Annotated in this window: 29 protein-coding genes and 1 pseudogene; 14 read left to right on the plus strand and 16 right to left on the minus strand. The window is 61.6% G+C overall.

Going from position 1 to position 21,254, the window contains the following annotated elements:
• Positions 1 to 365 precede the first annotated feature (365 nt).
• The 5 genes from EAH84_RS07180 to EAH84_RS16545 all read left to right on the plus strand — a co-directional run bounded on the left by EAH84_RS07180 (position 366) and on the right by EAH84_RS16545 (position 2,209).
• On the plus strand, positions 366 to 665 hold the full coding sequence (locus EAH84_RS07180; RefSeq protein WP_140869887.1) for a helix-turn-helix domain-containing protein: 300 nt from the start codon (positions 366 to 368) through the stop codon (positions 663 to 665).
• An 8-nt stretch (positions 666 to 673) separates the two neighbouring features.
• Positions 674 to 865, plus strand: a complete 192-nt coding sequence (locus EAH84_RS07185) for a DUF6961 family protein (RefSeq protein ID WP_140869890.1) — start codon at positions 674 to 676, stop codon at positions 863 to 865.
• Between the two features lie 584 nt (positions 866 to 1,449).
• A complete protein-coding gene (locus EAH84_RS15915; protein ID WP_161978352.1) occupies positions 1,450 to 1,599 on the plus strand; it encodes a hypothetical protein in 150 nt (49 codons plus the stop codon).
• Between the two features lie 172 nt (positions 1,600 to 1,771).
• Positions 1,772 to 1,912, plus strand: a complete 141-nt coding sequence (locus tag EAH84_RS15920) for a hypothetical protein (protein ID WP_161978353.1) — start codon at positions 1,772 to 1,774, stop codon at positions 1,910 to 1,912.
• A gap of 174 nt (positions 1,913 to 2,086) precedes the next feature.
• Positions 2,087 to 2,209: a hypothetical protein gene (locus EAH84_RS16545; protein WP_277753722.1), complete on the plus strand. Its 123-nt coding sequence runs from the start codon at positions 2,087 to 2,089 to the stop codon at positions 2,207 to 2,209.
• Between the two features lie 75 nt (positions 2,210 to 2,284).
• On the opposite strand, the gene EAH84_RS16550 is transcribed toward EAH84_RS16545, so the two are convergent.
• Entirely contained in the window at positions 2,285 to 2,407 is a 123-nt protein-coding gene (locus EAH84_RS16550; protein ID WP_277753723.1) for a hypothetical protein, read from the minus strand.
• 606 nt (positions 2,408 to 3,013) lie between these two features.
• Between EAH84_RS16550 and EAH84_RS07195 the strand changes: the two genes are divergently transcribed.
• Both EAH84_RS07195 and EAH84_RS07200 read left to right on the plus strand, forming a co-directional pair.
• A complete protein-coding gene (locus EAH84_RS07195) occupies positions 3,014 to 3,334 on the plus strand; it encodes a hypothetical protein (RefSeq protein ID WP_140869895.1) in 321 nt (106 codons plus the stop codon).
• A 279-nt stretch (positions 3,335 to 3,613) separates the two neighbouring features.
• Complete coding sequence (locus EAH84_RS07200) at positions 3,614 to 4,315, plus strand: hypothetical protein (protein WP_140869897.1); 702 nt, start codon at positions 3,614 to 3,616, stop codon at positions 4,313 to 4,315.
• Between the two features lie 477 nt (positions 4,316 to 4,792).
• Here the strand turns inward: EAH84_RS07200 and EAH84_RS07205 are convergent, their stop codons facing one another.
• The 10 genes from EAH84_RS07205 to EAH84_RS07245 form a co-directional block, all read right to left on the minus strand.
• Positions 4,793 to 5,515, minus strand: a complete 723-nt coding sequence (locus EAH84_RS07205; RefSeq protein ID WP_140869900.1) for a hypothetical protein — start codon at positions 5,513 to 5,515, stop codon at positions 4,793 to 4,795.
• Positions 5,515 to 5,673, minus strand: a complete 159-nt coding sequence (locus EAH84_RS15930; protein ID WP_161978355.1) for a hypothetical protein — start codon at positions 5,671 to 5,673, stop codon at positions 5,515 to 5,517. Before EAH84_RS15930 ends, EAH84_RS07205 begins: the two co-directional genes overlap by 1 nt.
• A complete protein-coding gene (locus EAH84_RS07210) occupies positions 5,673 to 6,290 on the minus strand; it encodes a hypothetical protein (protein ID WP_140869902.1) in 618 nt (205 codons plus the stop codon). The genes EAH84_RS15930 and EAH84_RS07210 overlap by 1 nt, the downstream gene beginning before the upstream one ends.
• Positions 6,287 to 6,877 (minus strand): hypothetical protein, encoded by a 591-nt coding sequence (locus EAH84_RS07215; RefSeq protein ID WP_140869905.1) that lies wholly within the window; start codon positions 6,875 to 6,877, stop codon positions 6,287 to 6,289. Before EAH84_RS07215 ends, EAH84_RS07210 begins: the two co-directional genes overlap by 4 nt.
• Complete coding sequence (locus EAH84_RS07220; protein ID WP_140869908.1) at positions 6,874 to 7,179, minus strand: hypothetical protein; 306 nt, start codon at positions 7,177 to 7,179, stop codon at positions 6,874 to 6,876. The genes EAH84_RS07215 and EAH84_RS07220 overlap by 4 nt, the downstream gene beginning before the upstream one ends.
• Positions 7,179 to 9,320 carry an AAA family ATPase gene (locus EAH84_RS07225; RefSeq protein WP_161978356.1) on the minus strand — a complete coding sequence of 714 codons (2,142 nt, stop codon included), beginning with the start codon at positions 9,318 to 9,320 and terminating at the stop codon, positions 7,179 to 7,181. The genes EAH84_RS07220 and EAH84_RS07225 overlap by 1 nt, the downstream gene beginning before the upstream one ends.
• Positions 9,317 to 9,700 carry a hypothetical protein gene (locus tag EAH84_RS07230; RefSeq protein WP_140869914.1) on the minus strand — a complete coding sequence of 128 codons (384 nt, stop codon included), beginning with the start codon at positions 9,698 to 9,700 and terminating at the stop codon, positions 9,317 to 9,319. The genes EAH84_RS07225 and EAH84_RS07230 overlap by 4 nt, the downstream gene beginning before the upstream one ends.
• The gene (locus EAH84_RS07235; protein WP_140869917.1) at positions 9,697 to 9,891 is read right to left on the minus strand and encodes a helix-turn-helix domain-containing protein; all 195 of its coding nucleotides are present in this window, start codon (positions 9,889 to 9,891) and stop codon (positions 9,697 to 9,699) included. The genes EAH84_RS07230 and EAH84_RS07235 overlap by 4 nt, the downstream gene beginning before the upstream one ends.
• Before the next feature lie 15 nt (positions 9,892 to 9,906).
• Entirely contained in the window at positions 9,907 to 10,674 is a 768-nt protein-coding gene (locus EAH84_RS07240) for a hypothetical protein (protein ID WP_140869920.1), read from the minus strand.
• 184 nt (positions 10,675 to 10,858) lie between these two features.
• Positions 10,859 to 11,041, minus strand: coding sequence for a helix-turn-helix domain-containing protein (locus EAH84_RS07245; RefSeq protein ID WP_140869922.1), 183 nt, complete (start codon positions 11,039 to 11,041; stop codon positions 10,859 to 10,861).
• 109 nt (positions 11,042 to 11,150) lie between these two features.
• On the opposite strand from EAH84_RS07245, the gene EAH84_RS07250 reads away from it, so the two are divergent.
• The 6 genes and pseudogenes from EAH84_RS07250 to EAH84_RS07275 all read left to right on the plus strand — a co-directional run bounded on the left by EAH84_RS07250 (position 11,151) and on the right by EAH84_RS07275 (position 16,263).
• Positions 11,151 to 11,756, plus strand: a complete 606-nt coding sequence (locus tag EAH84_RS07250) for a hypothetical protein (protein ID WP_140869924.1) — start codon at positions 11,151 to 11,153, stop codon at positions 11,754 to 11,756.
• On the plus strand, positions 11,746 to 12,867 hold the full coding sequence (locus EAH84_RS07255; protein ID WP_140869927.1) for a tyrosine-type recombinase/integrase: 1,122 nt from the start codon (positions 11,746 to 11,748) through the stop codon (positions 12,865 to 12,867). Before EAH84_RS07250 ends, EAH84_RS07255 begins: the two co-directional genes overlap by 11 nt.
• 379 nt (positions 12,868 to 13,246) lie before the next feature.
• Positions 13,247 to 13,967 (plus strand): annotated as a pseudogene (locus tag EAH84_RS07260) (IS6 family transposase).
• A gap of 152 nt (positions 13,968 to 14,119) precedes the next feature.
• Positions 14,120 to 15,382 carry a pilus assembly protein TadG-related protein gene (locus EAH84_RS07265; protein WP_140869929.1) on the plus strand — a complete coding sequence of 421 codons (1,263 nt, stop codon included), beginning with the start codon at positions 14,120 to 14,122 and terminating at the stop codon, positions 15,380 to 15,382.
• Complete coding sequence (locus EAH84_RS07270; protein WP_140869932.1) at positions 15,383 to 15,865, plus strand: TadE/TadG family type IV pilus assembly protein; 483 nt, start codon at positions 15,383 to 15,385, stop codon at positions 15,863 to 15,865. It abuts the gene before it with no gap.
• Positions 15,862 to 16,263: a TadE family protein gene (locus tag EAH84_RS07275; RefSeq protein WP_140869935.1), complete on the plus strand. Its 402-nt coding sequence runs from the start codon at positions 15,862 to 15,864 to the stop codon at positions 16,261 to 16,263. The genes EAH84_RS07270 and EAH84_RS07275 overlap by 4 nt, the downstream gene beginning before the upstream one ends.
• Before the next feature lie 601 nt (positions 16,264 to 16,864).
• Here the strand turns inward: EAH84_RS07275 and EAH84_RS07285 are convergent.
• Positions 16,865 to 17,368: a hypothetical protein gene (locus tag EAH84_RS07285; RefSeq protein ID WP_140869938.1), complete on the minus strand. Its 504-nt coding sequence runs from the start codon at positions 17,366 to 17,368 to the stop codon at positions 16,865 to 16,867.
• 476 nt (positions 17,369 to 17,844) lie between these two features.
• Positions 17,845 to 19,296: a M48 family metalloprotease gene (locus EAH84_RS07290; RefSeq protein WP_140870052.1), complete on the minus strand. Its 1,452-nt coding sequence runs from the start codon at positions 19,294 to 19,296 to the stop codon at positions 17,845 to 17,847.
• A 217-nt stretch (positions 19,297 to 19,513) separates the two neighbouring features.
• Between EAH84_RS07290 and EAH84_RS07295 the strand changes: the two genes are divergently transcribed.
• Positions 19,514 to 19,714, plus strand: a complete 201-nt coding sequence (locus tag EAH84_RS07295; protein ID WP_140869941.1) for a hypothetical protein — start codon at positions 19,514 to 19,516, stop codon at positions 19,712 to 19,714.
• A 92-nt stretch (positions 19,715 to 19,806) separates the two neighbouring features.
• Here the strand turns inward: EAH84_RS07295 and EAH84_RS07300 are convergent, their stop codons facing one another.
• The 3 genes from EAH84_RS07300 to EAH84_RS07310 form a co-directional block, all read right to left on the minus strand.
• Positions 19,807 to 20,244 (minus strand): MucR family transcriptional regulator, encoded by a 438-nt coding sequence (locus EAH84_RS07300; protein WP_140869943.1) that lies wholly within the window; start codon positions 20,242 to 20,244, stop codon positions 19,807 to 19,809.
• A gap of 78 nt (positions 20,245 to 20,322) precedes the next feature.
• A complete protein-coding gene (locus tag EAH84_RS07305; protein ID WP_140869946.1) occupies positions 20,323 to 20,961 on the minus strand; it encodes a UPF0149 family protein in 639 nt (212 codons plus the stop codon).
• A 72-nt stretch (positions 20,962 to 21,033) separates the two neighbouring features.
• Positions 21,034 to 21,237 carry a helix-turn-helix domain-containing protein gene (locus EAH84_RS07310; RefSeq protein WP_140869949.1) on the minus strand — a complete coding sequence of 68 codons (204 nt, stop codon included), beginning with the start codon at positions 21,235 to 21,237 and terminating at the stop codon, positions 21,034 to 21,036.
• Between the last annotated feature and the right edge of the window lie 17 nt (positions 21,238 to 21,254).

Below are 21,254 nucleotides of genomic sequence, written 5' to 3' on the forward strand. Positions count from 1 at the left end.
GTGGTGGCGTACCCCACCCTGTGCGTGCTGTTCATATTCTGGGCGAGCATCGATATCGGCCGGGCGATGTTCCAGGCGATCCACTGACCAGGCGCATCATCGCGCATGCCGGTTTCACCGCTCGCGCGATAGTTTTTGTCGGGCAGCCGCGTCACAATCGTAGCGTGAGTTCGGTGAGCCGACCGGGCAAAATTCCAGCATTTCTGCGGGACTGACGTTTCACGCTACGTCGCGGATTAGGGTGAGTCGGGCGGGTTCGGTGAGATGGAATGCGGCGCTCCCGCTTCCACAACGTCGTGCCATCGTGCCATCGTGCCATCGTTCTCACGCGCCAAAATGCGCGCTGACGATTCGGGAGGTGCCAGTTGTCCGAACTGCTCAATGAGGCGGAGGCAGCCGAGGTGCTCCGCATCTCGCCACGGCTGCTACGGGACCTTCGCACTCAAGGCCGGGTTGCTTACGTGAAGATAGGCTCGCGAAGAATTCTCTATCGATTGTCAGATCTCGAGGAATACATTCAACGGTGCGTGACGATAGTCACGCCACTTGAGCGGACGCCAGGCCGAACCCAGTCTGCGGCCCGCATCGGCCGCTCGAGCAAGTCTGATGTCATTCCAACCTTCTCGGCGCAGCGAGCACAGCGTCTCGCAGAAAAACGCCGTTGATTGTCAGGATGTCGCTAACGCGCGACCAAGAGCGCTGGGCCGAGGCGCATACTGTCCTCGACCTGCATGGCGACTTCGTGTTCACCTTTATCGCCGAGCGGATCATAGATCTCGCCCGTGAGGGCGATCAGGACGGCGTCGATCGGTGGCGCGAGATCGCGGATCGGGTCGGCCGATTGCAGCGGGGCACGCTCCAATAAATCGCGGAAGCTGGCTGGCGCACGTGACTGCCGCTCAAACGTGCCGGCCGCTGACAGCGTAATTTACATAAGTGCAGTAAGGCGACTAATTTGCTGCCTTCCTGGCATTTCGACTCGGAGGGCCGCCGTGAACACGAATCAAGACAGGGGATATTACGAGAGCCGTGCGGAGAAGGAGCGGGAATTGGAGGCGATTGCCACTGATCCTAGTATCGCTCGGATTCACCACGAGATGGCGGCGCGATATGATGCCCTCGCGAATCAAGCGGAACGTCCCGAGCTTAGGATCGCAATTCCCGATTGATGGCCCGCCTACGGTTCGTCGAACGGCATGATTGCCGCGATCGGTCCGGCATCAGCGCTAAGTACTTTGCGAGCGTTGGCGCTTCGCCAGCAAGAAAGGGAGTTTCGAAAAAGGCGAAGCGCCAACGCGATGTAGGGCTGCCCGAATGGGCTGGTCAATCCATCCTCAGGCCCATTTCGGCGCGATAGAACCGATACGGGAATCTCCCAATCTGCTGGCGAGGGAAGATCATCCAGGTTGGGGATTGCGCAGCTTGACGGCCTGAGCATAGGCTGACCGAATGGCCGAACCTGACCCGCCCGAATTGAACGACGACCCGGTGGAGGTATCCGACGCCGACCTGCTCGCGGAATATCAGCGGACGAAGGGCAAGGGGCCGGACGCCGAAGCGATCCTCGCCGAGATCGAGCGACGATGCCTGGACGTGTGAGGAGGAACTGGACGGAGGCCGACGAAGCGAAGCTGCGCCTGCTGTGGCCTGGCGATGCGATTGAGATCGGCAAGATCCTCGACCGATCGCCATCAGCTGTCCGTGTACGAGCGCTGCTGCTCGGGCTCACACGTCCGCGATATGTAGGACCGCTCGGTGGGCAGGATACCTGATGCCGGACGAGCTTTCCGCCGATGAGCGCATGGAGATCGTCGCCGCGCAGCACGATGGTGAGGGCTGGGCGCTCAAGCCGTGGTTTGATATGCTTCGAGCATGGTCGATCCTGCCCCCCTCGACAATGACGAACCGATAGCCGCTTACGGGGGCACGAGCGGCGCTCTGTGGGGCCGCATTGTTTCTTTACTACTAACAGCAGCGCAATCGCTGGGTGTGCTTCCTCGATCCGCCATTCGGCTGCCCCCACCGCGCCCCCGGCCTGATCCCGGCTACGAACTTGAGCGCTTTAGGGAGCGTGTTGAGGAGATAATTGGCCGGAACCGAGCAGAGCGAGGAGATTAGCGCTGGGCTGCCGAAGGGCGTGCCGGTGATGGCCTGGCTCAATGGCGACGATCGCGAGCGCAAGCGGCTGGTCAGGATCGCGCGTGGCTGACCCGGGTTGGATGACGCTCGCCAATATGCGCGACAACGGGACGCGGTTCGTCGATCTGTGGTGCGCGTGCGGTCGTCACGTGACGATCAATGTCGACCACTTGCCCGGCACGGTGAAGGTGCCCGCCGTGCGCGAGCGATACCGATGCAGCGCATGCGGCCAGCGTCCGCGATCGAGCGTGCCGTCGTGGTCGTCCACGGATCGATGCGAGCGCGGCGGGCCGATGCCGCCCGGTGAATCATGCGGCGAACGTCATGCGCCGGTCATGCGCGAGCAACATCGCCGCGCTATTGGGGTGCGAGAGGATGAGGAATGACGACAACGCCAGCGTCCCTGCTCACGGCCGCCGTAGTGGCCGCTTGCATCGGTTCGGATCGATCGCCGACGGTGCAGGAGCTCGACCGTTTGGCGGAGCGCATATGGATAGAGACGGGTGCAGAGCGCTCGGCATTCGGTTGGGGAAGACTGCAGCCGTCTTTAGACGATAGGGTCATGGCCTTACGCGCGGCACTCGTCTCGATGACTGGCAGCGGCAAGGTGCGCCCCGACGGATGAGCGACCACGCGCCGGGGCGGTGGCCCCCCGGGGAGGCAGGCCACGGGCAATATTTAACGCGTCCGCTCAGGTTCGCAACGATTTGGATCAGCACGGGCAGCCGCAGGTGCCCGCTGTATTTGGACAAGTGCCGAGCGCTATCTTCGTCGCCTTGCCGCCTGACCAAGTGCGCGGCTCTTGATCGATCGCTAGGTTGCGCCGAGCGTCTATGGCAAGCGGATCGGGAGATGGCGCGCAGAGGGAGGAACGATGGCCGAGGAAGAGAACCTGTGGTCGGGGTCGCTCGACGAGGCGTATATCGACCGCCTGATCCTCGCATTGCAGCGCGCGACGGTCGAGGTATCGACTGACCACGCAACCCAAACAGGCGACACGGCACTGCCAGCTCCGGAGGTGATCACCGCGCTCCTCTCGATCGCCGCATCGCTTCTCGAGCAGGCTCCCGCGGCAGTGACGCCGTCAGGGATGCGGAAGACGGCAGAGGCGGCGGGGAAGCGCCTGCATGCAATCATGCGTGACACGCGGCGCATTCGGCAGGCCCAGGCCAGCCCGCACGAAACGGTCAACTGATCGGCACCTGGGCGGGCGGTAGATGCAGCGGTCGACCGACCATCAATAGACCTCATGATGAGGCTGACGACGGGGTCAGTCTTTAGGCGACGACGCGCGTGACGTTACTATATATGGGGCCATGGATAACGGGTCCTACCTATGGGTTGTGGTATCATATGAGGCATGTAACCCCTTTTTATATTTGTGAGTACTTCCTCGATGTTTGGGTTAGTCGATGGTTGCTGGTCCCCGGTTCGATCGATTTGCGGGAGCTGCGGGCTGTGATAGGTCCTTCACATGGCCGTCCAGCACCTTGTCGATCAAACGGCTATGCCCTGGTGGACTGTAGTGTCGTCGGTCGCCGCGGCGTTGCAGGTAATCGCGGCCGTCTGGACGATCCGGCTCACCCGGAAGATGGCAGCCGAGGCGAGCGATCGGCAGGACGCCGAGCGAGAGGCCAACGAACTTCGGATGGCCCAAGCCGAGCGGGCCCGATTCAACAAGCCGATCGACGACGCTCTCGAATTCTGTCGAGCGGCGATCAAGACCGTTGAGGTTCAGGCCATGGCGAACAATGCCGCGTTCCACAACGCCGACCCGTCCACCGTGACCGAACTGACTGAGCATCCATTCAGCGCGCTCGTCGCCGAGCGATTACCGGTTCTAGAATCACGGATCGACGATCCACGGTTTTCAATGGCGGTGAGTGAGGCTCTTGCGGCCTTCAAGCCGATTGCGCCCCAAGCCGCTCATCCGGCAGTGTTTTTGCCCATATTTGGCAAAAAGCTCACCGAAATGCGCAACGCCGTCGAGCGCCTTGAAGCCTGTCGGCAGGGAGATACACCGCGCGCCGAACATCCGATGTGGGCGCCGCTCCAGGTCGGCGACGCCGTTTTGGCTTCCATGGGTGTCGTGCGCCCCTCGGTTCTGGCCGCAATCCGCCAGGACGATTCCCCCGCCAGAAGCGACGAACAGCGCGAGCCCAATATCCGTCAGTAAGGTCGCTTCAGCTGGCACCGCCAGCGCCGCTGCGACTGCCGCCCGGCTAGCTACAACGGTTTGCACGCACCGGCGTCGTCCCAATGACGAGCCGCGGCCCGGTATCGGTCGGGCTGCCCAATCTCGGTCAGTCCGAGCAGCCGCGCGCGCTCCTGAGCTGCCCGCGGTGTTCGATCGAGCACCTGGGCGATTTCGTTGAGGTCGCCAGGCCAAAGCGAGCGGAGTTGCGCCTCGTCCGCTTCCGTCCATGCCCGTTTCAAACGCCGAGCTGCCCACCGGCCTGCATGCTCGGATAAGTGCTGCTGAGCGCCCGACCGCGAAGAGGGAAATCAGTGATCGCCAAGGTCATGGTTCGGATTATGCCCGCTGTGCCGAGATAGGCAAGGCTTGCCGCGAAAACAGATAGTTGGGCGGCCGGAGGAAAGGAAAAACCCCGGCCGCCCGCGCGCCGATCCCGCGGCGCGCATCTCGGAAGGGTCAGCGCTGATTCACCGCCGCCCTATAGCCATTCATGAAATCGGAAGTCCGATCGGGCCGCGGCATCTCGATGGTCGCCATCACGGTCGTGCCGATCGCCTCGAACACCTCGCGCGCGCCGTCCAATCGCTCAGCCACTTCGGCGGGCAAAACAATCGGGTGGCTCTCGATTAGACCGGCGACGGGCATCTCGGCGACGCATTCGCCGAGCTTGCGGCCGAGGCTGGCGAGATGATGCGATTGACCAGCGCGACTGATCGCAGTCACGACGGAATATATTTCGACGAGTTCGGCCGCGAGCGCCTTCGCCATCGCTGCCAACTCGGTCGCGATCGGATCTAGCGCCGTGCCGACGGCCTCCCGCTTGGCCCGGTTCGTGTCGCGGACAAATGCTCTCGCGCGATCGGCGCTTTGCCGAAGATGCTTCGCGCCAGCTTGGATCGCCCGCGCTTCGGCTTCCAGGGCACCGGTGTCCGAGATCGCATCGCGCACGTCGCCGCCCGTGATGATGGCGTTCGCGGCGAGCATCGCGTCAGGGCCGTCGATCTGCCGCTGACGAACTTTTGCGAGCGCCTCGGCATGCCGGGCAGCACCCTGTTCGGCGTTGGCCTCGGCCTCCGCAGCGCGGCGCTCGGCCTCAACGATGTCCGCTTCGAGCGGATCGAGGTTGATCGCCAGCAGCGCGGCGACGGCTTGGTCGGCGATACGGGTCAGTTCGGTCATTATGAGTCCTTCGAATGGAAGCGCGGCGAGATCGTCGCGGCGACGGTGAAAATGGTGACGACGGCGGCGGCGGTCCGGATAATCCGCCCAGCTGCGCGCACGGGCGGCGGAGGCCCGAAGAGGTCCGGAAACCGCGCCAGGATGAGGGGATCGGTCATCAACGATACCTCTTGCCGCCCGGGCGGGCGCTGGCCCACGCGTCGGTTGACCCTGCCGTCGACGCCGGCGCCTGCGCGACCTGGTTGCGTTGGCACGTGGCGATAAATTGCGCCTCCGCTTCGGCTGTCCGCTGCATGTGGGCTGCACCAAACGCCGATGGCGGTCCCGCGCTGATCGGAGCCGTTGGCGCGGTCGCGGCGAGCTTCGCGCTGGGTTTCGGCGCGGGGCGGGCAGCGGCTTCTAGCTTGCGGGCGTGCGCCTCCTTGGCTGCCGCGAACCGGAGACGCTCGCCGGCCTTTTTCCCGGCAAGATCTGCCTGTTCCTCCGCTAACGCCGCCTGGCCGGCGAATCCCGCAGCCCTGGCTTCCGCAGCACGCCCCCGGTGCGATTTGGCGGACTGACGGGCGTCGGCGGCGGCCTGAGCGGCCTCATCCGCGTCGCGACGTGCGTCGGCGGCGCGCGATTGCGGATCTGCGGCTCGCCAGCGTTCGAACTCAGTCAGTTTCGAGGCCTTTTTGGGGGACTGGCCCTCGGCGAAGATCACGACCGGCGCGGCCGACCCGCTACCGAGCAAGTCGTCGATCTCGGCGCGGATTGTGGAGAGGTGGGGGTTCATTCTTCAACTCCGTTCGTGAACTTCGCGAGCATGGTCTCGGCGACCAGCGCTCGCCCGTGCACCGCATCGAGCGCGGCGGCCGGGTCATCGATCCAGGCGGCGCACACGCGGAGCATTCTGCCCCCGCTGCCGATGGTCATCGGGTCGATGCCGGCACGCACCATCGCGGCGGTGATCTCGAACCTGGCGGTCATCCGCGCCTCGCCGACTGCGACGAAATCCGCGCTGAATTCGACCGCGGCGGACGCCTCGACATCGATCGCCAACGCCAGTTTGTTGAGCACGCGGGCGGCGGTTTCATCAAAGGTCGCGAGCAGTGCGCGGGGATGCTCGGTCGGGTCCCCGGTGCTCAGTTTCCAGAAGGGAATTTTGACCGTGCGAAGGCATTGGCGCGTCGCCGCGAGGAGATCTTGCGGGGTCACGTCGGGCTGCATCCTGATCGCCGTCTGACCGATGGTCGCGCCGAGGCGTTCGACCGCGCTCGACAAGGTCATCAGGTCCGCGATCAGATCGTCGACTACCGCCGAGGCCCGCATGTACGTCGCGGCGGATCGGCGAGCGCGGCGGGCGGCGTTGCGGGCGATCACGAGGCCACCTGCACGGCACGTGTTGCGAACGGGGCTCCATGCTCTTCGATGTGAGCCTGCATCGCGACTATCCGGCGGCCGAGCAGCTTAGCTAACCTATCGCAAAATTGGCGGCGAGCCCGCGATGTTGCGACCTCCTCGCTGGTTGCGACCAATCCAGCCATGATAGAAACGAGCGCCTCGACGACGTCGCCGCTCGGAACAACGGCCGTCCGCGATGAAGCGGTCTCAATAAGGCACTCGTTCAAAATCGCGGCGATCACCGCACGCTCGATCCTCTCGGATTGCGCTAGCTGATCCATCACAGCCCTTCCCAACCGGGCACGGGGTCGTCGACCCCATCACCTGAAGCGAGGATGACGCCAGACTTCGGGGACGCGGGGACAACGGGACGCTCTTTATAAAGAGCTGTCCCCGCTGTCCCCATGTCCCCGCTACGTCCCCAATTCTGTCCGCGATTTGTCCCCGCGGAGCGCTCAAGCTCGTGCGTTATCCATGAAAATCCACCCCATGTCCGTACAATATGCTTTGTATCCAGTGTCTTGCGCGCCCTGTCGAAGGCTTTCCGAGCGCGCTCGTATTCTTTGTCCCCGCGTTGTCCCCGCGTTGTCCCCGCCCGCAGGAGGTAGTTGTCCCCCCACGATTCGAAAGCAGCGACTTTACCGACAACATTTCGGTTGATCTCAGGATCTGGAATGTCGGACGGGACGGCGATTCCGTCATTCTCGATGAGCTCGGCAAGAACATCATACGCAAGGCGGTTACCGGCGCTCAACCGCCCCACTTCGCGCAGAAACGGGTCCATCGATGGCGTCAAATCTGTTTCGGTCGGTTCAACCACGCACGAGGTGACGATGCCCCCATCCTCGTCGACGCCAAGTTCGACTGGAACAAGGTTGAACAACACCGTCTTGCCGATCTCCCCATCCTTCTGCTTCGTTACCTCCGCGCGCTTGGTTTGGCCGTCCTCGATGAGGATCACCGTGTCGACACCCGCCTTGAGACTGCTATGTCCGCGCGGCTCCTTGCTCTCGGCGTCCTTCGGCCGATGATGAACTGGAATGACGCAGCATTGGAATTCGCCGGAAAGCCAACCTGCGTTCGACACGTAGCTCGCCATGTCGTCGGTGTTCTCTTTTCCGGCGCCGAACGTCTTCGCGATGGTGTCGATCACGATCATCGCAACATCGGCCCCCGCAATTTTGCAGGCAGAACGTATCGTTGCGGCCAGGCGGAGCACGTCGGCGTTCGGCGCTTGGAGATCGATCGCCGTCGGAATGATAGCGAACGGCACATGATCGGTGATTTTGTGATGTCGGCGGAATGCAGCGACACGGTTCCGCAATCCTGACGCGCCCTCGGCGGCAAGATATATAACCAATCCTTGACGAACGCGGCGCCCGGCCCAGGCCCATCCCAGCGCAACATGAAGCGCTATATCGAGTACGAAGAACGTCTTCCCGCTGCCGCTGTGGCCATAGATCAAGACAACCCCTTGCTGAGGGAAGAGGTTCTTCACCAGCCAAAGCGCGGTAAGCTGCGCCTCGACGGTATCGAACCATTCTAATGGCAAAACTGCGGGGCCGTCGTCGGTTGTGTCGGCATGTTCGGCTTCAGAAGCTTGGCCGAGCGCCCGTTCGCCCAGGTCACGCAACTCTTCAACCGTGCCACCTGCATCGAGCCAATCCGAGACGTCGCCCTTCACGGGCAGGCCGGGCAACTCAAGATCTGCGAAGCGGCGAACGACGCCGGACAGGCGGGACCGGACGACGGTAACATGTTTTCGCCCGGCAGCATCGTTGTCGGCAAGCGCGATGACCGTGCGGCCTTCGAAATAGGGCGCGAGCTCGGCCCCGAAATTTCCTGCGCCCCCGGCGTTGGTGGTGGCGACGAGGCCGACCGCAATCAGACGGTCCGCATCCTTTTCACCCTCGGTGATCCATATGATCGAGGATTTCGGCGCCGCGATCAGGTCGTTGAGCCGATAAGGGACCCGACGCACGCCCTGCATGCACCCTGACCGCGAATGAAAGCCGCCCCGGCCGTCGGGACCATGAGGCAGGAACGGCGGATTCGCAGGTTTTCGGCGCTCGACCCGAAAGAGAATTGCCCCGTCTTCGTCGCGGTAATCGTAGAAGATGGCGCGGGCAGTTTGGTTGCGCTGCCCGGTCGGCTTGAGCCCTTGTTCCTCGAGCCACGCAAAAGCGCCGCGCTGATCGCAGCGGCGTTCGCGTTGAATAAGCGCCAAAGTGCCGCCGCCTTCGCCGCATTCGTGGTCGCGGTACCAGCCTTCGCCGATATGAACCTGCATCGATCCGTGGGCACCATAGCGCCATTCCAAGCCACCGTGGGTGATTTGGCGCGGCTCGCCGAGCAGCTTGCGGGCGACGGCAGCCATGACCTTGGCCAGATCAATGTCGGCGTTGAGCTGTGCGGCGGTCATGCTGCGGCTCGCTGGGCAGGCGGTGTCACCCGCGATCTCGCGACCAGCCCGTCCAGCCATTCAGCCTGGCGCCCTGAGCAATAGCGCGCCACGGCCATCGTCCGCAGGAAGTCTAACTCACGTTCGTTGAACCGAGTTTGCGCGACGAGCGCCTCGCGGGCGAGCTGTTGGTGATCGGTGTTGATCGCCGGGGAAGGCGTGGACGATGTCGCGTCACGCATGATCCCGGCGGCGATCAATTCCTCAATACGTAAGCCATTGCGGCGCAACTCGCGATTCAGCATTCTTACCGCCGTCAGAGCTTCCCCGTCAGCGTCAGAAACGGTGCGCGCCGCGATCGACGCAATGCGATGGACCGCGGCATTATCGAGGCCCGTCACGCCATCGCCCCCGCTTCGGGATCGACGCGCTGGCGCTCGATCCAGGCTTCGACGTCGGTTTCCTGGTAGTAGATCCGTCCGCCTAGACGGAGCCACGCCGGACCCTTCGAAGCACCGCGCCAACGTTCCAGCGTGCTCGCGTTGATGCGAAGCCGCGGTGCCGTCTCGGCAGTCGTAAGGAGGACGCCCATGACGCCGTTGCTGCCTCATCTCAGCCCCGGGGGCAGTCCGTCTTTATCGCCCCGGATTTTCGGACAAAAAGAATGATGCGCCCTATTCAGTCGATCGATTGACCGGCTGATCGAAGAATTCGACGGTGGTGTTCGGTCGATTGCACCCCAAAATGTGGACACAAATTCTGCGAACGGCGAACGATAATTGGGGCATCCGGTCTTCGCGGCCGCGGTCGCATCCGTGAAAGTCCAATCGCGCCAGAAGCCTGCGAGCCGGTCGATCAGAATATCGAACGACGGATCTACCACGCGGTTGGGGATTGTGATGTCGTCCAGCCCGATGATGGCGGCGAAAGCCTCAACTTCGTCCGCCATGGTCGCGAAGGTGCGACGGTGCTCGGCGTGGCCGCGGTCGCGGGGATCTCGATCAGCGATCGGCGCGCCCGGCAGCAAAGTCGCGATCACGAAATCATAAAACGCATGCACCTTGGCGCCAACGTCATCATCGGCGTCGAGCCCCTGTCGCGCCGCAAGCATGTCTTCCTGGGCTTCGTGCTGCGCGCGCAACGCGGCGACGAGGCGGTCGGGTAGGGCCTTAATCACGCTGGCCGGGCGCCCCGATTTTCGAAGAGTCAGGAACTCGATAGCGAAGGCGTGAAGAAATCCCGTAAGCCGATCGATCTCGGCCGCGGGTATGCTGTCGATCAAGCATAGCGTGGCGCGATAGCACTGCAGCCTCGCGCCCATGTCGGTCGCGGCGATCAGGAACGCGTGCGCGTCGTCGAAGAGACGGTCAGGCATCAATCGACGTCCGGTCCACCACCGGCCAGCCGTTCGCATCGCCTAGGCGTAGCGCGTAAGCTATCGCCGCAGCGCGAGTGCGAAATTCCCGGTCGTGCCCGATCCCCGCGGGCGGCGGGGTGACCGTAACATCAAACGCACCGAACGGCTCGTCGGCGACGACGATTGAGGGCGGCCGCATGGGTCAGACCGCCACGCTGGTCGAGCGAAAAGCAGCCTCGATTTCGCTTTTTCGGAAGTACAAAGTGCGGCCCTTGCGGATAACGGGCAGCTCCCCGGTTTCGGCGAGGTGGTAGATGGCGCGCGTGGTCAGTCCCGCATAATTCGCGGCAGCCTCGGCCCCCTTCAGCATGTCGTCCTTCAACATCTTGCGTCCTCCATAACCGAAACACTACCGTTGGTTTCATCTAGCGCATAGACGTAACCGTGGGTGACGTGCAATAGCTAAACCAACGTTGATGTTGGAATTAGTCGCAATGCCTGTCGCACTGTCACAGCGGGATGTCCTGTCGATCGTGGGAGGGGTGCACCACGTCGTGGACGACCGTCAAAAAGCGCTGAAGAGCCGTTTGCAGCATTTTCAGCGACTCGGGTTTCCCGCCGGCATCAATACCGGAAAAGGGAAGCCGGCCGCTTACGGCGCACGCCAAGTCGTCGATCTCCTCGTCGCATTCGAGCTGCTGCAAGTAGGCCTTTGGCCCGAGGTAATCGTCGGCGTTTTGCGCCAGCTAGGTTCGGAGCTGCCTGAAGCCGTTGGCCGCGTGCGATTCGGTGAGGTGCGGGAACGGGCTTTGGACGTCGGGATGGTCCTCGAGGCGCGCGCCCTCTCCGATCTCACTCGCCATTACGGCGACGACTTGGCGATCCCGCATACTGCGAAGATAGTGGCGATGGACCAAGTGATCGATCGCTTTGCGGAAAGCTCAGACGAGCATCGCAGGATAGTGCTGATCAACGTTTCGGCGATGTTAAACGCGGCCATCACAGTTGCGACGACAGCGGTGCCCAAAAAGGCTGACCAGCTCAAGGAAGCGATATTCTACTGGGCGCATAACTTTGAGCCGACCGACTATGGCGATTAGGAAACGCTCCTGGGCTGCCCCCGACGGCACCGAAAAAACGGCCTGGTTGGTCGATTATCGGGACGCTGCCGGTAAGCGCCGCGCGAAGCAGTTCGCCCGCAAGCGCGACGCTGAAGCGTGGTCGACTCAAGCGGCCTGGCATGTGTCGCAGGGGACGCACACCCCCGATTCTCAATCGATCACAGTGTCGGAGGCGTGCGATCTATGGCTGGCCAGATCGGGAGCTCAGGGCCTCGAGGCAAGCACGCTGCGCGGCTACGAAACCCGGGCGCGCCTCCATATCCGCCCGATCATCGGCAGTGAGAAGCTCAGCCGTCTGTCGCGACCGCAGGTCGAGATATTCGCCGACACGATGATCGCAACGCGCGGAAAGGCGATGGCGGTGATGGTCATGCGCGCGCTCAGCGCGGCAATCGGCGAGGCCCAGCGCCGTGGACTGGTAGCGCAGAACGTCGCAGCGGGCGTTCGGATCAAGAGGCCGAAGCGCGAGCGCGAACACGTGGTGATCCCGACGAAGGCCGAGTTGCGCGCCATCCTTGCGGCTGCCGACGATCGCGAGCGCCCCATTGTGATGACAGCGATCCTGACCGGGCTTCGCGGATCTGAATTGCGTGGTCTGCGCTGGGCCGACGTCGACCTCGTCAACGCTCGCCTCGCCGTAAATCAGCGCGCCGATGCATGGAACGTGATCGGCCCGCCCAAGTCGGCAGCCGGTCGGCGATCCATCCCATTGGCGCCGACTCTCGTGTCGGAATTGAAGCGGTGGAAGCTGGCCTGTCCGATCGGCGATCTCGACCTGGCGTTCCCGAACGGCATCGGTCGGGTCGAAACGCACGCCAATCTGTTGCAGCGGCTGTTTGGACCGCTGCAGATCCGCGCCGGCGTGACCGAGCAGGGGCAGGGGGGTGCCACCTGGCGTTATGCGCTGCATGCGTTGCGCCACGCGGCTGCCTCAATGTGGATCGAACGGGGGACAGACCCGAAGCGCGTTCAAACGTGGCTTGGTCACGCATCGATCCAGCTCACTTTCGACACTTATGGCCACCTTTTCGAGGCCGCGGCATCGGACGCAGCCGTCGTCTCCGCGATCGAGGCCGAGCTGCTCGCGTAGCAACACGAATGCAACATGGGCGCAATAATCGGCAGAAAAGCGACGCCTAAGATGCATTCGTAATGCGGGGGTCACAGGTTCGAGTCCTGTAAGCGGCACCACCCCTTCCACTAGGCAAACAGAACGGTCTGGGCGGAAAGGCCTTTCGCCGGGGAGCGCGTTTGGGTCCTCGCTGGGGCGCTTTGGATAGGAACGCTCGCACGTTCAACGTCCGGCTTTGGTGGTTTGCAGTCCGACAGCTTTCGGGCGCGAGGATTGCCTAAGCTGCCGTTCGCTGGATCAATCGATGGCGGCAGCTACGCGGCCTAATCTCGGTCATTCGCCAAGGCTCTGTCAGACCAATGTGGCAGGTTGCGGCGGGGGCTGCTAGCGGGCGGCAATGAGCCGAAAATCGAGAGCACTTCCGCCAAGCCCGTTCCTACGCTTCAACTCATCGCCCGAGGTATCCGCCTGGTGGTGATGATGTACGTGCGGTTCCCGCTGTCGCTGCGCAACGTCGAGAATCTGCTGTTCGAGCGCGGATCGACATTTGCCACGAGACGGTGCGGCTGTGGTGGAACAGGTTCGGCCCGATGTTCGCCGGCGACATCCGCCGCCAGCGGGTGAGCCACATGCGGGGGTTCCGCCATTGGCGCTGGCATCTCGACGAGATGTACGTGAAGCTGAACGGCGAGATGGTCTACCTCTGGCGCGCTGTCGACCACGAAGGCGAGATCCTCGAAAGCTACGTCACCAGGACCCGCGACAAGGATGCCGCACTCAACTTCATGAAGAAGGCACTGAAGCGCCACGGCAAGCCCGAGGCGATCACCACCGACGGGCTACGCTCGCACCGCGCTGCGATGAATGCGCTCGGCAATGCCGATAAGCAGGAGATCGGACGCTGGGCGAACAACCGGGTCGAGAACAGCCATTTGCCGTTCCGACGACGAGAGCGGGCGATGGTCAGATTCCGGCGGATGAAGACGCTACAGAAATTCGCCAGCGTCCATGCCAATGTCCACAATCACTTCGATCTCCAGCGCCATCTCGTCGACCGCCAGACCTACAATGAACACCGCTCGGCCGCGCTGGCCGAGTGGCAGGCACTCGCCAGCTGAGCTACGACCTCAAAGCCCGAACTGCATCGTGTGGAGACGAGTTCGCATTAGACTGACAGCACCCTGGCTATGCTTAAGCTTCCTTTCGCCACGCCGATTTAATCATTTTTTATGTAGATATCCTACTGGCTGGCTCAAACGAGGAGCCAAAAATGCGAACGTCGCCTATTCGAGGCAATCCTTCCGCGTTGATTGACGCCAAAGGAAATGTGTTGGTTCTCGCGGCTTTAGCGATGCCAGTCCTGGTGGGTGCCGCTGGATTGGCCACGGATACGGTCCAGTGGGCGCTAACGAAGCGGGTCCTGCAACAGCAGGCTGATGCCGGTGCTATGTCCGGAGCATACGCCCGAGCGCAAGGTGCGGATGTGCCCAGTGCTGTCAAAGGCGACCTTAACGCGACCGCGAAGGTGCGATTGTTTGGACCCCCAATCATCGAGAACGGCCCGACGGTGGGAGCGTACGCTGGACAAAGTCAGGCGGTACGCGTGGTTCTTTCATCACGCCAAGCGCTCCCCTTCTCTGGGCTATTTCTAAGCACCGCCCCGATTTTAACCGTGGAGGCAACCAGCTTAGTCGCCTCATCCGGACAGTATTGCGTTATCGCCCTGGATCCGGATAACGTCACTGGGATTAGAATTTCTGGAAACGCTACGCTGGACCTAGGCTGCGGCATCAACGCGAATGCAAAAGGATCGTCTGCGATCAGTGCTGCAGGTAGCAGCTATGCAAATGTCACCGCGGCGGCCGCTGTGGGGCTAGTTCCGGCAAGCGGAGCATTTCCAGACTCTACAAAGATTTTTTCTCATGCTCTACCCCAGTCTGACCCTTTCGCAAAGTTACCCGATCCTTACATAGCTCATTGCAATAACTATCTGAGGGTGAATCCTAATCTGGAAAGAGATGTAACTCCTGGATGTTATAGCGGGTTCGACATAAAGGGAACAGTTAACTTTGCGCCCGGCATATACTACATTGACGGCAGCAGCGGAGGTACGTTTAACATTGGCAGCCAGGCCACGTTGACTGGGTCTGATGTAACATTTATCCTAACTAGCTCTTCAGCGATAACGAATCCGGCTACAATAGCTACTGCGGATGTCGACGGAGGTGCGACGATCAATCTGTCGGCATCCACCTCTGGGGCTTATGCAGGTGTTTTGTTCTACCAAGATCGACGAGCACTGGATAACACGACGAATCTGATAAACGGAAACGCGGATTCGTCTATTCAGGGAGCGGTTTACTTTCCGGGCCAAGCAATAAGTTATACCGGTAACGCCGGAATGAAAACCGATTGCTTTCAGTTGGTGGCTCGACGTGCCACATTTTCCGGAAATAGCTCAATCTCGAACACTTGCGATCAAGCGTCTGGTGCTCATGCGTTTTTAGGCACGATCGTAAGGCTGGTCGGTTAGATGGCATCGCGATATTTAGCGATCTTGAGGTTCGTAATCTCGGATGTACGCGGCGCTTCGCTGATCGAAATGGCGCTGATTTTTCCGCCGCTCGCGCTGTTGCTATTGGGCAGCGTAGACCTCGCGTCCGGTTTCGCAAAGCGTATGGCGCTTGAACAGGCCGCGGCTCAAACAATTCAACAGGCAATCGTTCAGGGGCCTCAGGCATCAAATTATGATTATTTGATACAATCGGCCTCGACCACCTCAGGTCAACCAGTCAGCAATATAAGCTTAGACAAATGGCTTGAGTGCGACGGCACCCGACAAACATCATTTGAGGGAGATTGCTCGGGCCAGCAGGTAGTTGCGCGCCGAGTGGCCATCGCAATCGCCTATCAGTATCTACCTCCGTTTGACTATTCTGCAGTGCCTGGGCTTTCTTCAGTACCTGGACTAACTCCCGTCAAGCTGATGGGGTCAGCGAGGGTCCGAGTCCAATGAAACATTGGAAATCTTTTTACCCTAACTGCGAAGGGAGTTCGGCGGTAGAGTTTGCGGTCGCGGCGCCGGTTATTCTGTTAATGTTATTTGGAATATTGCAGCTGGGCGTGCTGTTTGAGGCGAGAACCGGTTTGAAGTTTGCGATTGATGAAAGCGCTCGATACGCGATGATTTACCCGCGGCCGGACGACGCATCGATTATAAAAAGGTTTCAAGATAAGCAGTTCGGTCTCGTCCCGAGTTCACTGTCAACGAGTATCGCTCATGGCACGAACGCTGACGGTGACTATGCGGACATCAGCGCGAAATACATTGTTGACGTGAACTTTATATTTTTCCGCGCCCCGGCTTTGCATCTCGCTGAAACACGGCGCGCTTTTCAGAATACGGCGCAGTAGCTGCGGGTGCGGCTGCTTGGTTGCTGTCAGTCGGCACTGTCTAACGAAATGGGCACCCCCAATACCGCCTACCGGAGCCAGGCAAACGAGGCGTGGCTGAAATCGATGGGCCGGGTCAGCCGGGTCCGTCGAAAAAAGCCAAGGGGCAAGCCGATGTCCAGGCGCACGTCCGGTGTCAATGCCAGACGCTCCACCGGCCGCACCCGCGTAGAGCTGTGCAGGGCGGTGACAAAGCAGGCCATTGGACCGCCGGTGATGTGCTGAGCGGGGCGGAGTAAAATCCGGCCATTGGCTAGGAAACATCGGCATCCTGACCCTCGGCTTTCCGCATGGACGGAGGGTCCGCTATTGGCGACGCAGACGCAAGGCCCGGACGGCCACCTTTGGGCGACTGCCGCCGGTCCGCTTTTCCCGCCCGTTAGCTGTCGGTCGGGTTTCGGGCGGGTCAGCACGGCAGCGAACGTCCAACGACGGTGTGTGGTGGTTAGCTTTCCGTCTGCTTTCGGGGCCGGCATCGGCGAAAGCCCCAAGTCGAGACGCGTTGCTCCAATGCTACAATACGCCCCCCAGATGGCGACAGCCGGGGGGCTTTTGCATCCGACTAGCGAAGCAGGTTGATGATCTGTTCGACCAACCGTGTCCGCGGATCCACGACGTACACCTGATTGTCGCGATAGATGTAGCGGTTGGCGGCATCGTACGGCACATTGGAGCGATACTGCTGCGGAATCGAATTATAGGGCGAATAATACCGATAGCCTGCAGGGACTCGCTGGCCCTGGTTGAACAGCCGCTTGGCCTGACCCGGTGGGATGCAGGCTGGCGATTTTTTGGCCAAGCCTGGAGGGCAGGAACCGCCGCCATAGCGTGCATGCTTGTTGCGCCTCACACGACCGTCATCGTCATGCCTAACATAGCCGGAGCGTAGTGAGTCCTGCTCATCACGCTCGCCTCGATCCATACCATTGCCCTGATGGCCCATCATTTCAGACATTTGGCCGCCGTTGCCGTGGCCGTTACCGTGCCCCTTGCCTTGGTGCTGGGCGAGCACGGGTGAAGCGGTTGCAATAACAGCGATCCCTGCCATCAAAATTAGTTTACGCATGATATAACTCCTTCAGGGCTAACCGAACTCACCGAAGCATGGCGCCCCGATGTTCCCAAAGAAACGTTTGGGGCAGCGAGAGGGTGGGCGAAACGCCGTCGTTCTCGCGACTTCGAAGTTGCGGACGCATGGCAGCCGGAAGCGAGAATAATGTCTCGTCGGCTTCGCCGAGCGCTCTCCCGGCACGACTCGACACACGGATAGCAGGCTCAGGCGTTCCCGGGCAAAGGAGATAGCCGATGCGCTGCGCCTTGCGCTTGCCTTCTGTCAGGTTTTTGGATCAGCGTCGGACCCCGTTTAATCTCAAGTTTTCCAATTCTTCATTTAGTTAAATGCATTTTAACGAGATCCCGCTCCGACGCTTATCCACGTACATTGAGAACGACACTCCCACCGGAACATGACCGGCGGGCAACAGCGCTGTTCGTCGCGATCGCGAGCTAAGAGCTAAGAATTCCCGGCGGAAATAAGCTGAATCAGTAGGTGACGACTTTCACCTTCTCTCCTGGCTGGAGAGGCTCGCGAGGATCGAGGCGGTTAAGCACGAGGAACCGCTCCAGACGGAGGTCATCATATGCCATCCGCGCAGACAGGCTTTGCGCTGTATCGCCAGATCGCACCGTCACTGCGCGCAGATAGCGGGGACGAACGCGTGCGGCATCGTCGTTCGACAATCGGCGCAGTGATCCAAGCATCGGTTCTAGCGCCCCCGCACCGCTGCCTGCAGGCGCAACGATTACGAAATGCGCCGCGCGCGTAGATCCGAGTTGGTAGGCGAATATTGTCACGTCGACCGGTGTGTTGCTGCTGACCGCGCGCAGCTGGGTATATGCCGTCCGAAAGCCGTTGACCGTGTTGCGCTGCAACGGTGCCGCCGATGGAGAACCGCCGATGGACTGGACCACCGACTGGACGTAGCGGTCGAGATCGCCTGTGAACGGCAGCGCGCCGAAGTTCGCCTGCGCGCCCTGACCGCTGATCGCGACCGCGTCCGAACCATTTTGCAACGTAAAGCCCTGCGGCACGTCGAAGGCAACGCCGAACGCCGGATACAGGAAAGTTCGCCCGTCGATGACGCCCTGTTGCGGATCATCGCCGTACATCATGCCGTCGATAGCGGTGAGAAATGCATCACGGTTCCGCGCCTGCTCTCCGCCTCGTATTGCTGCCGCTTGCTGAGCTGCGCGCCTGACGCGAGCCGCGGGATCGGGATGAGTGCTCGCCCACTGTGGCACCGCGCGTGCGTCGCCGCTGATACGTCCTTCGAGCGCGGTCTGCCGCGCGAGTGATTCTAGGACCGTCGAGAGCGCAAGAGGGTCGTAGCCGGCGCTCGCGAGATAACGGATCGCCAGATCATCCGCCTGGGTCTCCTGCCCTCGCGAATAACCTAGCGTTGCAAGCTGGCTTCCGACGCCAACGCCACGGCTGAGAAGGCCGCCGATGGCAGAATTACCCGCAATAGCACCTACGATTGCCTGACCCAAGGAACCGAAAATGGAATTTCGCGTCGCTGCGCTCTGGCGCTTGGCGCTGTGTCGCGCCGCGACATGGCCGACCTCATGGCCCATCACGGCCGCCAGTTCGGCCTCGTCGTTCATCAAGGCGACCAGGTTGCGCGTTACATAAACGTAGCCCCCGGGTATGGCGAACGCGTTCTCGACCGGGCTGTTCAAAAGCTTGACATCAAAGGCTTGCGGGCTGGAGCTCAGCCCAGATTGGACGGCGATACGACGCCCCACCGCCTCGACATACGCAGCTTGCCGCCCGGCCAGCGCGCCGCCATATTGCGCCGTGATGCTGGCGTTGGTCTGGTTGCCCTGCTGCCGCTCTGCCGCGGTGATTGGCGCCGCGCGGCCCGTCTGAAATGAATTCGTCTGGGCGAGCGCGGGGGTCGACAACAACAAAGCGAGTGAAATAAAATGGCGCATCGCTGCCAAACCGCTGCGCCTCTCGAAGGTTCCACTGTAGGATCCCCGAAAAAAGCCACGAGATGCACCCCCGGCACGCCACCGTAATCAACTGCAAACGTCCAGGTCTTGCCGTTCGGAACGGCGTAGTTCGAGCGATTGCAGGCCGTACGCTTCGGAAACGAGCACCAGCCAACCCAATCCAGCCATTCTTGGTTCTTTGAAGAGATGGATTATTTTGGCCGCCGCCGCATTTAAGGCGCTAGTCGACATCGACAAACTGACCCACGCCGTGCCGGAGGGTGAGGGCTCCAGGCTTTATCTCGGCGCTCAGCACCTGGACGTGCCGCACTCGCTCGCGGAACTGGAAAACGTGTTGGCTGGACGGGAGCGGACCGACGACGGCGAACGAAGCTCAGCGGGCTTCGGGGTTCGCTGACGACTTGGGCTGGAAAAACGAATAAGTTTGTCCGCTTCGCCCGGGAGGAGCGACCCAGAGCGAAGCGAACGCAGCAACTGGAAAGGTGATCGTCAGGCCTTCGTGGTGGGCTTCTGCCTTGGGTTGCGACCGAGCCCAATCTTTTTCGCCAAGACGCTGCGCCTCTCGCTGTAGGTCTTCGCCACCATCGGATAGTCGGACTTGAGCCCGAACGTCTCGCGGTAAGAATCAGGCGTGTAGCCCTGAGTGGAGAGATGGCGGCGCAGCGTCTTGTAAGGCTTACCATCGATCATCGACAGAAGGTGGTCGTCGCTGGCGAGCGACTTGCGGACGCCCACCGCGGGCTCGGGTTTGGCGCTGTCAGTTGCACCGGCGGCGGACGTTGTGCCTGTCACCATGTTGTCGAGCGCGGCTTTGGCAGTCTGCATGAATGTCGGGACATCATCCGCCCCCGTACGCGTGTTGGGGTTCGACAACCACGCCACCGTCAGCGCGGTCGCCAGTTCGGTCGTGCTGATGTCGTTTTCCAAGTCTGCTTCTCCGCGATCCCGTGGTGGGTGGTTATAACCCGGCAGCTTTCTTGTTTCTAGTGTAGCATCAGCCGCGCGTCAGTTCAGCCCGCAGCACTTCTTATACTTTTTGCCCGAGCCGCAGGGGCATGGATCGTTACGACCGATCTTTGCGCTGTTGACGAGACCATCCTGCGCAAGGCGCCAAGCGTGCAGCACCTGGACCCAGAGAGGGATCAAGCCGGGAGCCTCGCGATCCCAGTGATCTTCCTCCACCTCGTCCAGCTTGATCCGCCCGCTGATCAGCCCAGCCAGCAGCGTGATTCCCGCGATCGCAGCCTGTGCCGCCTCGTCATCACCTGCCCTGATTCGGTTCCAGCCGCCGGACGCCAGCGTCATCGCCTTTGCGAATCCTTCAATCCACATCTCCCAGAGCGTCTCGTCGGTGCGCGTGTCGACCTCCAGCACGGGCTCGTACTCGCCTGGGCGATCCAGGTCCGCGATGATCTGGTTGTGATGCCGCATAAGCAGGTCAAGGAAGGTCTGCAGCGCCGCCTGGTCCTCGAACGCGGTCGGCCCGTCGCCCCACACGAGCTTCAGCCAGCGGGATTGCGGCACCGGGTCGGGGCTGACGATCAAGCCTGTCAGGAAACCGTCCAGCTCGGACAGCAACATGCCATCTTCGAGTCGATTAAGCAGCAGGGCGTCGAGTTCATCCAGGTAGGCTTCGCTGATCATGGGAAGCGCATAGCGCGGAAGGCTCCCGGGGTCAGCGCGGCCGCGGGAAATTGGGCATCTTATATGAATGGCTCAATCGAGCAGTTCGCCCAGCTGACATTTCAGAGCCGAGCCGATGCGCTCGATGACTGTGATGGTCGGATTGCGCACTATTCGCTCAATGCCACTAACGTAGGTTCGATCCAGCCCCGCCTCGTCGGCGAGAGCTTCCTGCGACCAGCCCCGCGCCTTGCGCAGCCGCTTCATATTCACAGCCAGTCGTTGCCGGACGTCCATCCGACAGCTTGAGCCAA

This window comes from Sphingomonas oligophenolica (genome assembly GCF_006438955.1).
Lineage (GTDB): Bacteria > Pseudomonadota > Alphaproteobacteria > Sphingomonadales > Sphingomonadaceae > Sphingomonas > Sphingomonas oligophenolica_A.

Excerpts from the sequence above, each read along its gene's own strand:
- EAH84_RS07185 (WP_140869890.1), top strand. The coding sequence starts at position 674 with ATGTCGCTAACGCGCGACCAAGAGCGCTGGGCCGAGGCGCATACTGTC.
- EAH84_RS15915 (WP_161978352.1), top strand. The coding sequence starts at position 1,450 with ATGGCCGAACCTGACCCGCCCGAATTGAACGACGACCCGGTGGAGGTA.
- EAH84_RS15920 (WP_161978353.1), top strand. The coding sequence starts at position 1,772 with ATGCCGGACGAGCTTTCCGCCGATGAGCGCATGGAGATCGTCGCCGCG.
- EAH84_RS07195 (WP_140869895.1), top strand. The coding sequence starts at position 3,014 with ATGGCCGAGGAAGAGAACCTGTGGTCGGGGTCGCTCGACGAGGCGTAT.
- EAH84_RS07200 (WP_140869897.1), top strand. The coding sequence starts at position 3,614 with ATGGCCGTCCAGCACCTTGTCGATCAAACGGCTATGCCCTGGTGGACT.
- EAH84_RS07205 (WP_140869900.1), bottom strand. The coding sequence starts at position 5,515 with ATGACCGAACTGACCCGTATCGCCGACCAAGCCGTCGCCGCGCTGCTG.
- EAH84_RS15930 (WP_161978355.1), bottom strand. The coding sequence starts at position 5,673 with ATGACCGATCCCCTCATCCTGGCGCGGTTTCCGGACCTCTTCGGGCCT.
- EAH84_RS07210 (WP_140869902.1), bottom strand. The coding sequence starts at position 6,290 with ATGAACCCCCACCTCTCCACAATCCGCGCCGAGATCGACGACTTGCTC.
- EAH84_RS07220 (WP_140869908.1), bottom strand. The coding sequence starts at position 7,179 with ATGGATCAGCTAGCGCAATCCGAGAGGATCGAGCGTGCGGTGATCGCC.
- EAH84_RS07225 (WP_161978356.1), bottom strand. The coding sequence starts at position 9,320 with ATGACCGCCGCACAGCTCAACGCCGACATTGATCTGGCCAAGGTCATG.
- EAH84_RS07235 (WP_140869917.1), bottom strand. The coding sequence starts at position 9,891 with ATGGGCGTCCTCCTTACGACTGCCGAGACGGCACCGCGGCTTCGCATC.
- EAH84_RS07240 (WP_140869920.1), bottom strand. The coding sequence starts at position 10,674 with ATGCCTGACCGTCTCTTCGACGACGCGCACGCGTTCCTGATCGCCGCG.
- EAH84_RS07245 (WP_140869922.1), bottom strand. The coding sequence starts at position 11,041 with ATGTTGAAGGACGACATGCTGAAGGGGGCCGAGGCTGCCGCGAATTAT.
- EAH84_RS07250 (WP_140869924.1), top strand. The coding sequence starts at position 11,151 with ATGCCTGTCGCACTGTCACAGCGGGATGTCCTGTCGATCGTGGGAGGG.
- EAH84_RS07255 (WP_140869927.1), top strand. The coding sequence starts at position 11,746 with ATGGCGATTAGGAAACGCTCCTGGGCTGCCCCCGACGGCACCGAAAAA.
- EAH84_RS07265 (WP_140869929.1), top strand. The coding sequence starts at position 14,120 with ATGCGAACGTCGCCTATTCGAGGCAATCCTTCCGCGTTGATTGACGCC.
- EAH84_RS07270 (WP_140869932.1), top strand. The coding sequence starts at position 15,383 with ATGGCATCGCGATATTTAGCGATCTTGAGGTTCGTAATCTCGGATGTA.
- EAH84_RS07275 (WP_140869935.1), top strand. The coding sequence starts at position 15,862 with ATGAAACATTGGAAATCTTTTTACCCTAACTGCGAAGGGAGTTCGGCG.
- EAH84_RS07285 (WP_140869938.1), bottom strand. The coding sequence starts at position 17,368 with ATGCGTAAACTAATTTTGATGGCAGGGATCGCTGTTATTGCAACCGCT.
- EAH84_RS07290 (WP_140870052.1), bottom strand. The coding sequence starts at position 19,296 with ATGCGCCATTTTATTTCACTCGCTTTGTTGTTGTCGACCCCCGCGCTC.
- EAH84_RS07305 (WP_140869946.1), bottom strand. The coding sequence starts at position 20,961 with ATGATCAGCGAAGCCTACCTGGATGAACTCGACGCCCTGCTGCTTAAT.
- EAH84_RS07310 (WP_140869949.1), bottom strand. The coding sequence starts at position 21,237 with ATGGACGTCCGGCAACGACTGGCTGTGAATATGAAGCGGCTGCGCAAG.